Below are 13024 nucleotides of genomic sequence, written 5' to 3' on the forward strand. Positions count from 1 at the left end.
ATACCATTATTCCTATATTTCAATGCCTTAAACCAAATTTTTTTGTCTATCTCTCAGGCTTCATGCACGGTATGTAGGATAGCAAAGCGTATTCCTTACAAATTCTATTTTATGAATTGAAATGGAGAAATCCATTCCATATTCTACAATAACATCATATAGACCAAAATCTTGCTACAGCAATGCGACTCAATTTTAAGGATGCATTATGAGTAAGTCTATAATGATGTTTTTCCTGTTGGTATTTACTGCCTGTAATTATGCCAATATTGCCAATGATATTTTATTGAGCAGAACATCAGCGCAGAAAACACAAATACTAAGCGGTATTATCAATGCTGCAGGTGGAGCCTGTGCCCCTATTGAATCTTTTTATCAAGGAGTCGATCGCAATGATGCAGCATATTGGAATATCTTATGCGCAAATGGCCAGTCCTACGTGATTCAAATAGCAAATGATGCGGAAGGCACAACAACAATAATTCAATGCAGCGCCATGAAATCTTTAGGAGCCCAATGCTTTAAACGATTTGGCTATTAAATTGGGCACAAAATTCTCGCTCTCGGTATCAAATTGATTAATGGATAAATATTAATGGAGTTGCATGCGCGCTGACTGTATACTCAATTAAAAAAGGAATTAATTATTTTGTTTGAATCGAGAAGAAGGATTTTTTATGGAGCAAACAATAGAACATCGTGTTATTCATTTAATTGCAAGAACGCAGGAAATTGCGCCTGAAGAGATTGATTTGGATCAATCCATTGATCAAGTTGTTCCTAGTTCTCTGGATTTAGTTAATTTTTTCTTCGATTTGGAAGATGAATTTGATCTTGATATTCGTAATGATATAGGTAAGGAAAGAACAATCCGTGAAATTGCAATTGATATTAAAGAGTTAATCGCGAAAAAAAATTAAGCATCAACGCTCCTGCACACTTTAACCTGCCAAGCGGCTTCTATTCCTTACTTTTTTAAAAAGAGTACTCATGACCTCATAAAAGGTATAATTAAGTTATTCAACTAAGCACCATGTTGCATATTTCTTTATTGTTATTATGTAAAATAGAATTTAGAATGCCTTTTCATTTTTATTATGAGTGATCAAAATGGCATCAGTATTAGAGACTGTATTAGAGACTATCGGAATAAAAAAACAATCCACTTATACACCTATTCCTCAATTGGGTATCAACAGTGAATTAAATAAATTGCAATTGGAATCGCAAACGTATTTTACTATTGGTGGCGCTGCTCGGGCAGATGATAATACACTTGCCATTACAGCGAAACAGCATTTCCTAACAACCAATGCAGATCACACTGAATTTTTAAAACAATGTACTGAGCTGGTTAAAAAAAAATCAATGCAACTAAAAAGCATTGATCAAAAAATTATAGGAAGTGTGGTTTTTGGAGTCACAGCAACTGCTTTGTCTTTTCTTCCGGTAATCGGTTATATAGGTTGGCTAGGTTGGGCAGCCGCAGCATACTTTATCAATCAACGTGCTACTGCATATGCTGAGTATCATGAAGCATTAACGCTTTTAGTAGGTGCATGTAATTGGAGCCTTGGTGAAGGTCCTGATGAACGTCGGGACAAGGTTATCCGTAATTTAACAGAGAACAAGGCAATACGTGAGATGATGGCGGTACTTTATCCTGTTCTTACAGAAACTCAAGTAAGGCACTTGATTGCAAATGATATCGAAGAGGTATTTACTCAAGAGTTACACGAATACGAAAAAAGATTTCAAGTAGGTTTCAAGCCAGATGGATTTTTCTCTAAAAAAGACGATACGATTGCACTAAGTAAAAAGGGTGCCGAATTCAGCCGCTGCATTTATGGTTTCAATAAGGGTGGAGTTATGGATTTTCTTGATGCCATTGTATCCATCCTTCCTGATTTATATCGAGCAGCAGTACATGGTTGTCATCAACTGAAACATTGGTGGCAGGGAAAAACGCATGCGCAAGACTCGGAAGCAGAATCCCATGAACAGGAACACAAAGCTACTATTAAATAATACAGATACCCATTGCAAGCCCTGATATTTTTAATTAGGGCTTTAGTGTGGACATTGTTACTCGATCCTAGAACATCATTTTTTCATTCGAAAGGTACTGATTTTCGAATAAAGAATTTTCTCAAACATACTGCATTTATATTAGAATTGTTTTTTTATGCTATAGTTTTTTAAGGTAATTTTATAAGGAAGTTTTGCTGAATGCACAAGGAATACCAAGGGGTTGTTACACGATTTCTTAGGCAAGAGGAACGACTCATTTTATCTGAAGAAAAGGAAATGCCACGAGTTATTGAGGCGGAAGGCTCCACAGATGTTGCGTTTTTACAACAATTTCTTGCATCTAATTCCAAGCAGATTATTGAGGATATGGCCCATTATGGAGCGGTCCTTTTAAGAGGTTTTAATATCAGTACGGATGAGCAATTCGAAAAAATTATCTTGAGCATTCCAGAGTTTCGCGGGATCAGTGAAGCCTTTATGTCTGAAAATGGTCGAGTTCACGTGGATAATCTCCAGTTTGTTTTACATACTAATTCCGTTTATAAAACTGGGGGAACACTTTATCTTGGTGGATTTCATACCGAAAATTATTATTCTGCTGATGTCCCGAGTTATCTTTGTTTTTGTTGTTTTCAGCCCTCAGAATTAGGTGGTGAAACAGGTCTAATTAATACGCAAAAAATCTACGCTCATTTGCAAGATGAACTGAAGCAAAAATTAGAAAAGAATGCTTTTTTTGTTTGTAAATGGTCTGTAGCCGAGATCGCAGAACGATATCAAATTCCTCAGGATGCAGTAAAAAAAATATGTAAGAAATTCAATTTGCTGCTTGCAGGCGAGGAAGAGGAACAGTTTGTTTATATGTATAAGCCCAGTGTTTGGGAACACCCTTTTACTAAAGAAAAAGCATTGCAAATCAATATGCTTGAGCTACCTACGCTTAACTATGAGCTAAGAAAGTGCTTTATGAAAGACTATAAAGGAACGAGTTGGTTTTGGCATCGTTTTTTTTTGGAAATTGCCAACTTCCATTTTTAATTCAATAGAATCACTCGCAATTATTTTTATTTCTTTTTTTAATTCACCAAAGAACTCATATAAAATTTTACGCACAAAATTTTCCAATTTTAAAGCGAGCAGAAAAAGTACCTCCTCTTCCGCACATATGGTGAAAGTAGGCAGTTGTTTTAATGATAAAGAAGTTAAAGAGCTTGCTCAGCTCATGCGACACTATTATTCATCCTGTTTGTGGAAAAAAGGGGATATATTGCTCATTGATAATAAAAAAGTAATGCATGCGGGGATGCCAGGAATGGGGCCTCGATTGATTCGAGCTATGATTTGTAATCCTCTTGATGTGCACTGTTCTGCTGAATCAGGTTTTTTAGTGGCTAAAGAGCGAATGAGCGATACCATTGGCGCTTATATGGCTAGAGGCTTTTAGCAAAAAATGGATGTTGTCACTCCTGCGAAGATAGAAATCCATTCATGATTGAGCATAATGCCAGTATAAAAATGGATCCGCCTGCTCGGGGGATGACAAGTAAAATGAAACACTAAATATTCTTAGCTTGACGACCATGAGCGAGCACAAAAACCTCATCATAAAGCGAGAACAGCACGTGCGAGCTCTGCCCCCAGACGTGCATTATTTTTAATTAAAGCGATATTGGCAAGCAAACTTTTGCCTTGGGTCAGTTGGGCTACTTCGGCCAAGAGAAAAGGCGTTAATGCTTTTCCTGAAATATTATTTTGCTCCGCTTTTTGTATGGCATTCATGATTACTGGTTCAATCACTTCAAGCGGAATGTTAAATTCCGCAGGAATTGGATTGGTAATTAAGGCTCCTGAAGACATGCCGATATCCCAATGAGCTGTTACTATTTTAGCAAGGGTGGGTACGTCTTCTACCCAAGTTGATAACGAATACTGAGTCGAGTCAGTATAAAATGCAGGTAATACTTGCGTGCGATAACCAATAACAGGGACGCTCATTGTTTCTAAAAACTCTAAGGTACGGGGGAGGTCAAGGATGGCTTTTGCACCAGCACAAATAACTGCAATCGGTGTTCTTGAGATTTCAATTAAATCAGCAGAAATATCCTGAGCATCCCCTCGATGGACACCGCCAATTCCTCCTGTAGCGAATAATTTAATACCTGCTTTAGCAGCACAAAATAAGGTTGCAGCAACCGTGGTTCCAGCAGAATACTTGTTGGCTACTATAAAAGGCAAATCGCGTCGGCTTGCTTTTAAAACCTCTTTATTGCATGCAAATTGATGTAATTCATTTTCTGTTATACCGATCTTTATTTTTCCATCAATCACGGCAATTGTAGCTGGAGTGACATCGTATTCTCGAACAATATGTTCCACTGCCTGGGCTGTTTCATAATTATCAGGATAAGGCATGCCATGGGAAATAATCGTGGACTCTAACGCCAACACAGGTTTTTTATTTTCAAGAGCTGATTGTACTTCTGGAGAATAATCAAAAAATTGCTTCATCATCTGTTTCTCTTATTTTAATAAGCTGAATATTTTTTAGTGCTTCATAATGAATTTGTTTATTGACCGTATGACACGATTGCAGGGTTAAAGCAGCCATTGCAGCGCCGGTTTGACATGCATCAATGATTGGTTTTTCTTGTTTTAATTCATAAAGAATTCCAGCAATAAAAGCATCCCCTGCCCCGCTAACATCAATAATTGGCTCGCTAAGCAGTGCAGGGAAATGTTTTTGAATGGTTTCATTAACAATCACATAGCCGAATTTGCCCAAACTGATAATGCAATTTCTAACTCCTTTATCCAATAACACGTGACCTGCCTTGATGCAATCGGATACTGAATGAATCCGAATATGAGTCAATGCCTCTGCTTCAAAACGATCGGGTTTCAGTAGAAAAATATGTTCCAAACTCGCTGGAAGTTTTTTTGCTTTGACTACAGAAACAGGATCAATACATAGCTTAATATTTTGACTGCGTGCTATTTGAATCGCATATTCGATTATTTCTTGGGACAAATTAGTGTCCAGAAAAACAATTTCTTCATTACTCCATTCACTCCAAGATTGAGTGAACTGCGCGAAAGGAACATGATCAAAAATTTCCATGTCTGCTAAAGCAAGAAATAACTCCCCTTCATTATCAAGAATAACATCATAATGAGCAGTAGATTTGTCATGAAGTGTAAGAATATTTTGGATTTGGACATCCATGCTTTTCAAATTGGCTATTGCCTGTAATCCATAATTGTCCTGCCCAACCACACTGTAGAAATGCACATTATTCGTCAGCAAGGCAAGATTAAGCGCTACATTATGAGCAACGCCGCCAAAGGTATACGTGGAGGACACGGGATTGGAAGTTCCCAATTGCAATTGATGAATCGATGTTAGTTTTCGATCAACGGTTATCCCACCGATGCAAATTACTTTTCTATTCATTAATAGATTAATAAATAATTTAAGTAATGCATCATAGCATGGATCTAAAAATTAAAATAAATCAAAAATAGCTTATATTATAAGGTTATTGTTGTATTCCCATAATTACCAAACTCCAGACATCCATGAACCATGCAAGCCGTGGGGAATTCGGCGAGGCATCTTAATGCGAGCAATAGGATCATTCTCGAAATTTTGGGCATCTAATAAAACGAGCTCGCTTTGGTTTGAACGCTTATCGTATACAAATAACAGTAAATAACCGTCATCTTCTGATTTATGGGTTGCGGCTGGTGCAAAAACCGCCTCTCCTATTTCTGCATGAGGGCCAAAATCATAAATCCATGAGCGCTGATTCATTACATCATATTTTATTAGCGCATTAAAGGCTTGCTTGGCATTAAGATCAGCCGTTTTTGTCGGTGTATAAATAAATTGATGGGATAGACTGTTTTGCTCTTCCCTAATACGAGGAAATTCTACCAGCCGCTCATCTAATACAGCATGTTTCATCATTCCTGTTTCCAGATTAAGAACAGTTCGATTTAGTCTAGGAGGGACAGATTGCTTCTCTTCCTGTGTTAAAAGAACAATTTTTTCATGCCTAACGTAGTCAATAACAATTTCATGGTTTTGCTCATAAGCATTAGCAAAATGAAATACAAAAAACGCTTCGGTGTGAAACCATTTTATTTGTCCCCCTGAACGCGGCATAACACCGATACGTACACCGAGCTCAGGTCGCCAACTCAAAACAGCTCCGCCAGACATTATCTGTTGTATATCAAAGAGCACAGGACAGTCAAAAACAAGAACGTAATTCTTTGTTAAAATAAAATCATGAATCATAGAACAATAGGGTTTTTCAATATCCCATTTTTGCATAGTTCTTCCATGTTTATCCAATCGATAAAACGTTAAATAGGGTGGAATTAAAGCGTAATTGACAAACCACAACTCGCCATTTAGTGGATCTAATCGAGTATGAGCACAAACTTCTATGGCGTGTTGGTCTTGATAAGGCTTCCATTCACCAAGGGTATCCAACTGTGATGTCATGCGATATGCTGGTGCCGATTCACTGAGCGCCAGATAAATATCGTGGTAACGAATAATATGAATAAATGCGCCATTTTTTATGGCAATGGGCTCATCTTCAGGGCCTGCCCACTTAGGATCCATTGGTGCCGGGTGCAAAACGCCGCCATAGAGTGCTTTTCCCGCTTTTCGCTCTTTAAGTAACCCTTTGGTTTCAACAAATCGATTCCTGTACGCTGCTTTACCATTTGCAATATAAACAGCATGAATCATGCCGTCGCCATCGTATGGATAAGTATAGGAAATAGGCGGGAATTCCGGATTTGGGCCATTACGCATATAGATTCCCATTAAATCCTTAGGGATTTCACCTATTACTTCTAATTGATTCACGTTCAATTCATCGTGAACTGGAGCATAGTTTCCTGATAAATAAGGATTATTGGAATTATTCATGTGCTATTCTTTTCTGAAGTCGTTTTTAATATATAGCATAATCTATTGCTTGTGAGAAAAGCAGTTTATCAAATATAACTAAGGATAAATCATGGGACAATTAGTTGATGGTCAATGGTATGATGTTTGGTATGATACTTCTAAAACAGGAGGGGCATTCAAACGAGAACCTACACAATTTCACTCGGCAATTAGTAATGAGCCCAACACGCGTTTTCCTGCTGAAAAGGGCCGTTACCATTTGTATGTATCACTTGCTTGTCCGTGGGCGCATCGTACTTTAATCTTCAGAAAACTCAAAAAATTAGATGATTATATCGATGTCTCTATTGTGCACCCTCATATGCTTGAGTATGGTTGGGAATTTAAAAAAGGGATGGGAGCTACTGGAGATTCCCTTTATGAATTGCACTATTTATATGAGCTTTATATTAAAGCAGACAATAAATACAGTGGTAGAGTCACTGTACCTGTTCTGTGGGATAAAAAAGAAAAAACGATTGTTAATAATGAATCAGCAGAAATTATTCAACAGTTTAATCAGGCATTTAACCATTTAACAGGAGATAACCAAGATTTTTATCCAGAACCGCTGCGTGCAGAAATTGATGCGTTGAATGAGCGAATTTATAATGCTATTAATAATGGGGTTTATCGCTGTGGCTTTGCGACAACTCAGCAAGCCTATGAAGAGGCGTATATCCAATTATTTCTTTTGCTTTATGAACTGGATGTGCGCTTACGCCACCAAAAATATTTATTCGGGGAACAATTAACTGAGGCTGACTGGCGCTTATTTACGACGTTAATTCGTTTTGATGCCGTATATTACAGTCATTTCAAAACAAACCAGCAGCGAATAAGTGATTATAAGGGGCTACAACCTTATTTAGTACGGTTGTATCACCATCCAGGGATAAGTGAAACTGTAAACTTTTTACACATCAAACAACATTATTATTTTAGTCATAAGACCATAAACCCAACACAAATCGTACCTTTAGGACCAAAACTGAACTTTGATCAAAGTCCATCTAAGAGCTCATAGTGTAAGCTAAGCTGCTGGCAGCTGAATCTTATACACATCTCAGAAAAGCCAGCCAATTTTATACTGGCGCCCCGCCTTCATTACTTGTTCGCGGGGGTGTCCGCGAGGTATAGGCAGAGGTGCTCAAGAGACAGTTGTTTATCGTCAGGAATCTGTATGAGTGAATTTAAAAAACCTGGGTGCAGGCAACCAGGTTACATTGGTTGGGTTTTATTTATTTTTATGTTTCTTTTTAAGATCTTTTTTCACCCAATTAATTAATCCACCTTCAAGAAGCAATTCAATCTGACGTTTCGATAAGGTTTGTTGTACTTCCACTTCTTTGTCATTGATTTTTATTTTAAATGTCTCTTTGTCCAGAATGTCAGGCAATTTCTTGATTTCGACAATATCATTTAAGTCAATTGCATCATAATCTTTAGGATTTTTAAAAACTAAAGGTAAAATGCCGAAATTGATCAGATTTTGCCAATGAATGCGGGCAAAACTTTTAGCAATGACTATTCGTAGACCCAAATAACGGGGCGCTAAAGCTGCATGCTCTCGGCTAGAACCTTGCCCATAATTTTCTCCACCTATGATTACATGGCCTTTTTTATTTTTTTTTGCACGCTCAGCGTAGTCTGAATCGATATGAGTAAAAGTAAATTCACTAATTTTAGGAATATTACTCCGATAAGGTAGAACTTTAGCCCCAGCGGGGGAAATTTCATCCGTTGAAATATTATCCTCTACTTTGAGTAACACGGGTATTTTCAGTGAAGAAGGCAATGGTTCAAATTCAGGTAAAGTTACGATATTTGGTCCTTTCACTAATTTTATTTTTTTTGCTTCATCTAAAGGCAGGGGGCCTTCAAAGCAGGCATGATTTAAGATCCTTTTTTTGGGTATTTTTATTTTAGGATAAGGCATATCTAAAGTTGTAGGATCGGTAATTAATCCTGTTAATGCAGATGCTGCTGCAGTTTCAGGGCTACAAAGAAAAACCTTGTCTTCGTCAGTGCCTGAACGTCCGGGGAAATTTCTGGGTACGGTGCGTAAGCTGTTTTTTTCTGTTGCAGGGGCCTGCCCCATTCCAATGCATCCATTGCATCCTGCCTGATGAATGCGAGCACCTGCGTGAATCAAACTTCCTAAATGACCATCTCGTACTAATTCTTCTAAAATAGTCCGGGAAGTTGGATTAATATCAAATGACACGTTGGGGTGAACCGTTCGTCCTTTTACTATTTCGGCTGCAATCGCAAAGTCTCGATAACCAGGATTGGCTGAGGAGCCGATATAGGTTTGATAAACCTCTTGGCCTGCTATTTCGGCAACTGGAACCACATTTCCTGGGCTCGTAGGCTTCGCAATCAGTGGTATGAGATTGGATAAGTTGATTTCTGCATGTTCATCATAGGCTGTTTTTTTGTCTGCTTTTAATTCAATCCAGTCTTTTTCGCGGCCTTGACTTTGCAAGAACTCCTTGGTGATTTCATCTGAAGGAAATACTGTAGTAGTTGCTCCTAGCTCAGCGCCCATATTGGCAATCACATGGCGATCCATAGCGCTTAAGTGTTTTAAACCTTCCCCGTAATATTCAAAAATGTAGCCCACACCACCTTTTACATCATAACGACGTAACATTTCCAAAATAACATCTTTTGCACTTACCCATTTGGGCAGCGAGCCGGTTAGATGAATGCCCATAACTTTGGGCATTTTTATATACAATGGATAACCTGCTATTGCCATTGCGACTTCCAACCCTCCAGAACCAATAGCAATCATTCCCAGAGAACCCGCAGCACAGGTATGACTGTCTGATCCGGTTAGTGTTTTACCTGGTTTTCCAAAATTTTGCATATGTACCGCATGGCTGATGCCATTACCAGGCCGGCTAAAATAAAGACCAAAACGTCTTGCTGCACTTGCAAGAAAGAGATGATCATCAGGATTTTTATTGTCTTCTTGAATTAGGTTGTGGTCTACATATTGAACGGAAATTTCAGCTTGAGTTCGTTCAAGACCTATTGCTTCCAATTCAAGCATGACCAGGGTGCCTGTCGCGTCTTGACAAAGAGTTTGGTCTATTTTTAAGGCAATCTCTTTTCCTGGTTCCATTTCGCCTTCAAGAAGATGTGCTTTGATAATCTTTTCAGTAACATTCATCGCTATTTCCTCCATGAGAACAGCCTGATTGTTAAAATATAGCATAGTGGGATAAATTCATTCACAGAATAACGATTAAGGATAGCCCTGGATACTTTGTTACATCACGAAGTATGGACTAGACTTCAATGTGAAGGATCGTTTTGGAGGAATATGGCAATGAACTATGATGATCGCTATCAAGCAGGCCGTGTTCTAGTGGATTTGCTAAAGAATTATGCAAAGCGCACGGATGTCATTGTATTGGCACTACCTCGAGGAGGTGTCCCTGTAGGCTATGAAATTGCGCAGAAACTATCACTCCCGCTTGATATTTTTATTGTACGCAAGCTCGGTGTTCCTGGCCATGAAGAGTTAGCTATGGGTGCTATTGCCTCTGGAGGGATAACTGTTTTAAATGAAGAAATAGTTAACTTATTGCATATATCTACAGAATCGATTGATACAATTCAAAAATCTGAACAGGAAGAATTATTGCGGCGTGAACAGGTTTATCGTGGCAAGAAACCCTTTCCTGAGTTATCGGGGAAAACCATAATTCTTGTGGATGATGGCATTGCAACCGGTTATACCATGCGAGCAGCAATTGCCGCGTTGAAACAAAAAAAACCAGCAAAACTTATTGTCGCAATTCCAGTTGCTGCACGCTCGACCTGCGACGAAATTGCTCCATTAGTTGATGAGATCATTTGCCCAATGCGTCCGGTAAATTTTTATGCTGTAGGATTATGGTACAATGATTTTTCACAAACGACAGACGAAGAAGTGATGCAATTATTACAACAACACGAATAATCTTACGCGCAACTACATTTTATGCCGCAAGGTGGAGCGTGTTTGCACCTCAATCAGAGATAAATATTTTTCATTAATTTCATTGTATTTCTTCTCAATTTAAGTAGGGTATATTAACAATTCATCCATAGTCTACGTTTCGCGACGTGTTCGCGGGATCCAGGACATGGAGAATAAGGCGGCAATGTCTGATTATTAATCCAGATCGATCATGGATTTCGCGAACACGTCGCAGAACGTAGGTAGCAAAAAAGGGGCTAAGAGATGAATGATTTAACCAATAAAATTATTTTAATTACAGGGGCTTCCAGCGGAATTGGCCAGGCTTGTGCACGATTGTGTGCAAAGCATGGCGCTCGATTGATACTCAGTGCTCGACGTGGTGAACGCCTCGAGGTTTTGGCAAAAGAGTTGAGACAACAATATGGAGAAGAACATTACGTTTTACCTTTAGACGTATGCGACCATGAACAAGTTAAGAAACAATTAAGCTCGTTACCCAATCAATGGCGCTCTGTAGAGATCTTAATTAATAATGCAGGATTGGCATTGGATACTTTGCCTTTGCAACAGGGAATTGAAGCACATTGGGATGTCATGATTGATACCAATATTAAAGGGCTGCTTTATGTAAGTCGTACTTTGATTCCAGGTATGTTAGAACGAGGCCGTGGTCATATAGTGAATATCAGTTCTGTGGCGGGACATGAATGTTATCCAAACGGTAACGTTTATTGTGCAACAAAACATGCAGTACACGCTATTTCAAAATCGATGAGGCTGGATATGTTGGGCAGTCCGGTTCGTGTTACTGAAATCGCTCCAGGGGCAGTAGAAACTGAGTTTAGTGAAGTACGCTGGAATGATAAACAAAAAGCAAAAGAGTTTTACCAGGATTTTCAACCCTTATTGGCAGAGGATATAGCAGATGCCATTGTATATTGTATTACTCGTCCACAACATATGGATATCGAAGAAATGACGATTATGCCTACGGTGCAAGCTTCTGCAAATCATTTATTTAGAAATAAGAAATAAGTAAAGTTTGCGCAAAAAATACACACCCATGGTCTCAATGGTCTATTATTTACATATATAGGTAATGACTCTTCCTGACTGAACCATTTAATAACTTCAGATCGGGAGGTTGTTTTGGAGAGTGGTGTGCAAGCCTGTGCAGTTGATGGGAAGCCTTAAGCTCTGCATAAACCTCCACAGTGAATGATATAACAGGCTCAGAGGACGGGAAGTCGTTGCCTGTATTTCAGCAAGGAAATTAATAAAAAACAATCATTTTGATTAAAATATAATCATATTGTATACTTAATCTACCCAATTAGATTTGTAATAAGAGCCAGGAGGCTATTATGAAAAAACTAATTATTTCCGTAGTATTAAGTATTCCGTTTTTCTTAACTGCCTGGCCCGCTTTTGCGGCGTTCCCTTTGGCTCTTGAGAATCCAGCTCTAAGGACAGATGTCTCGTCCGCTAACAATAATTTATCCAAAGTAGCAAATTATGCTTATTGGCATCATGGGCACAGGTGGCATCATTGGAACAGATCGCACTGGCACAGATGGCATCACTGGCATTATTACTAATTTTTAAGATTCAGTCTATTAAGTATCAATGAATAGGAAGAGATCATGAACAGATTAATGCTTGCTGTAACGGTGTTAGGCACCATATCATTAGTAACAGGATGTGCTAGGGATCGAGTTTACTATACTCCAACCTATACTACTCCAGTTTATACTACCAAAACCTATACCAAGACTTACTATACCACTCCTGCTAAGACCAAGAAGACCTATTACCCTGCGGTGAAGACCTATTATACCCCGGGGTATTCTAAGACTTATTATACTCCAGCCTATAGTACTCCTGCTTACGTTTATAGTGTTAGTGGCTATCAAACCAGCCCTTATTGGGATATAGATTATTACAATGATAGCGATGCTTATTATTATGGCTATGACGATTTAGGTAATGTGGGTTATTGGGGTATGTATAATACGTATCAGGTTTATTAATTGAAAAACCTGCTTTCA

General features: G+C 38.5%; 13 protein-coding genes. 9 read left to right on the top strand and 4 right to left on the bottom strand.

The features are described from left to right. Positions 1-208 precede the first annotated feature (208 nt). From A8O27_RS16035 to A8O27_RS19400, 5 genes are all read left to right on the top strand, one after another. Positions 209-541, top strand: a complete 333-nt coding sequence (locus tag A8O27_RS16035; RefSeq protein ID WP_058458591.1) for a hypothetical protein — start codon at positions 209-211, stop codon at positions 539-541. 136 nt (positions 542-677) lie between these two features. Beyond that, on the top strand, positions 678-920 hold the full coding sequence (locus A8O27_RS16040) for an acyl carrier protein (RefSeq protein WP_058458590.1): 243 nt from the start codon (positions 678-680) through the stop codon (positions 918-920). Between the two features lie 190 nt (positions 921-1110). Next, the gene (locus tag A8O27_RS16045) at positions 1111-2028 is read left to right on the top strand and encodes a hypothetical protein (protein ID WP_058458589.1); all 918 of its coding nucleotides are present in this window, start codon (positions 1111-1113) and stop codon (positions 2026-2028) included. A 201-nt stretch (positions 2029-2229) separates the two neighbouring features. After that, complete coding sequence (locus tag A8O27_RS16050) at positions 2230-3069, top strand: TauD/TfdA family dioxygenase (protein ID WP_235810475.1); 840 nt, start codon at positions 2230-2232, stop codon at positions 3067-3069. 127 nt (positions 3070-3196) lie between these two features. Beyond that, entirely contained in the window at positions 3197-3475 is a 279-nt protein-coding gene (locus A8O27_RS19400; protein WP_244944212.1) for a TauD/TfdA family dioxygenase, read from the top strand. Between the two features lie 158 nt (positions 3476-3633). Here the strand turns inward: A8O27_RS19400 and A8O27_RS16055 are convergent, their stop codons facing one another. The 3 genes from A8O27_RS16055 to A8O27_RS16065 all read right to left on the bottom strand — a co-directional run bounded on the left by A8O27_RS16055 (position 3634) and on the right by A8O27_RS16065 (position 6976). Continuing rightward, complete coding sequence (locus tag A8O27_RS16055; protein WP_276330987.1) at positions 3634-4542, bottom strand: pseudouridine-5'-phosphate glycosidase; 909 nt, start codon at positions 4540-4542, stop codon at positions 3634-3636. Further along, positions 4523-5482 (bottom strand): carbohydrate kinase family protein, encoded by a 960-nt coding sequence (locus tag A8O27_RS16060; protein WP_058458588.1) that lies wholly within the window; start codon positions 5480-5482, stop codon positions 4523-4525. Before A8O27_RS16060 ends, A8O27_RS16055 begins: the two co-directional genes overlap by 20 nt. A 105-nt stretch (positions 5483-5587) precedes the next feature. Then, complete coding sequence (locus A8O27_RS16065) at positions 5588-6976, bottom strand: carotenoid oxygenase family protein (RefSeq protein WP_058458587.1); 1389 nt, start codon at positions 6974-6976, stop codon at positions 5588-5590. A 91-nt stretch (positions 6977-7067) separates the two neighbouring features. Between A8O27_RS16065 and A8O27_RS16070 the strand changes: the two genes are divergently transcribed. Continuing rightward, complete coding sequence (locus A8O27_RS16070) at positions 7068-8024, top strand: glutathione S-transferase family protein (protein WP_058458586.1); 957 nt, start codon at positions 7068-7070, stop codon at positions 8022-8024. 210 nt (positions 8025-8234) lie between these two features. On the opposite strand, the gene A8O27_RS16075 is transcribed toward A8O27_RS16070, so the two are convergent. Next, a complete protein-coding gene (locus tag A8O27_RS16075; protein ID WP_058458585.1) occupies positions 8235-10178 on the bottom strand; it encodes an aconitate hydratase in 1944 nt (647 codons plus the stop codon). A gap of 159 nt (positions 10179-10337) precedes the next feature. On the opposite strand from A8O27_RS16075, the gene A8O27_RS16080 reads away from it, so the two are divergent. The 3 genes from A8O27_RS16080 (at position 10338) to A8O27_RS19405 (ending at position 13006) form a co-directional block, all read left to right on the top strand. Beyond that, positions 10338-10973 (top strand): phosphoribosyltransferase, encoded by a 636-nt coding sequence (locus tag A8O27_RS16080; protein ID WP_058458592.1) that lies wholly within the window; start codon positions 10338-10340, stop codon positions 10971-10973. 264 nt (positions 10974-11237) lie between these two features. Then, complete coding sequence (locus A8O27_RS16085; protein WP_058458584.1) at positions 11238-12011, top strand: SDR family NAD(P)-dependent oxidoreductase; 774 nt, start codon at positions 11238-11240, stop codon at positions 12009-12011. Positions 12012-12619: 608 nt separating this feature from the next. Then, positions 12620-13006, top strand: coding sequence for a hypothetical protein (locus A8O27_RS19405; RefSeq protein ID WP_058458583.1), 387 nt, complete (start codon positions 12620-12622; stop codon positions 13004-13006). Positions 13007-13024 lie beyond the last annotated feature (18 nt).

The organism is Legionella bozemanae (genome assembly GCF_001648595.1).
Classification (GTDB): Bacteria; Pseudomonadota; Gammaproteobacteria; order Legionellales; family Legionellaceae; genus Legionella; species Legionella bozemanae.

What these genes read in the sequence shown, in the direction of transcription:
- A8O27_RS19405 (WP_058458583.1), top strand. Translation starts at nt 12,620, where the DNA reads ATGAACAGATTAATGCTTGCTGTAACGGTGTTAGGCACCATATCATTA.
- A8O27_RS16085 (WP_058458584.1), top strand. Translation starts at nt 11,238, where the DNA reads ATGAATGATTTAACCAATAAAATTATTTTAATTACAGGGGCTTCCAGC.
- A8O27_RS16045 (WP_058458589.1), top strand. Translation starts at nt 1,111, where the DNA reads ATGGCATCAGTATTAGAGACTGTATTAGAGACTATCGGAATAAAAAAA.
- A8O27_RS16060 (WP_058458588.1), bottom strand. Translation starts at nt 5,482, where the DNA reads ATGAATAGAAAAGTAATTTGCATCGGTGGGATAACCGTTGATCGAAAA.
- A8O27_RS16065 (WP_058458587.1), bottom strand. Translation starts at nt 6,976, where the DNA reads ATGAATAATTCCAATAATCCTTATTTATCAGGAAACTATGCTCCAGTT.
- A8O27_RS16050 (WP_235810475.1), top strand. Translation starts at nt 2,230, where the DNA reads ATGCACAAGGAATACCAAGGGGTTGTTACACGATTTCTTAGGCAAGAG.
- A8O27_RS16035 (WP_058458591.1), top strand. Translation starts at nt 209, where the DNA reads ATGAGTAAGTCTATAATGATGTTTTTCCTGTTGGTATTTACTGCCTGT.
- A8O27_RS16040 (WP_058458590.1), top strand. Translation starts at nt 678, where the DNA reads ATGGAGCAAACAATAGAACATCGTGTTATTCATTTAATTGCAAGAACG.
- A8O27_RS16055 (WP_276330987.1), bottom strand. Translation starts at nt 4,542, where the DNA reads ATGATGAAGCAATTTTTTGATTATTCTCCAGAAGTACAATCAGCTCTT.
- A8O27_RS19400 (WP_244944212.1), top strand. Translation starts at nt 3,197, where the DNA reads ATGGTGAAAGTAGGCAGTTGTTTTAATGATAAAGAAGTTAAAGAGCTT.
- A8O27_RS16070 (WP_058458586.1), top strand. Translation starts at nt 7,068, where the DNA reads ATGGGACAATTAGTTGATGGTCAATGGTATGATGTTTGGTATGATACT.
- A8O27_RS16075 (WP_058458585.1), bottom strand. Translation starts at nt 10,178, where the DNA reads ATGAATGTTACTGAAAAGATTATCAAAGCACATCTTCTTGAAGGCGAA.
- A8O27_RS16080 (WP_058458592.1), top strand. Translation starts at nt 10,338, where the DNA reads ATGAACTATGATGATCGCTATCAAGCAGGCCGTGTTCTAGTGGATTTG.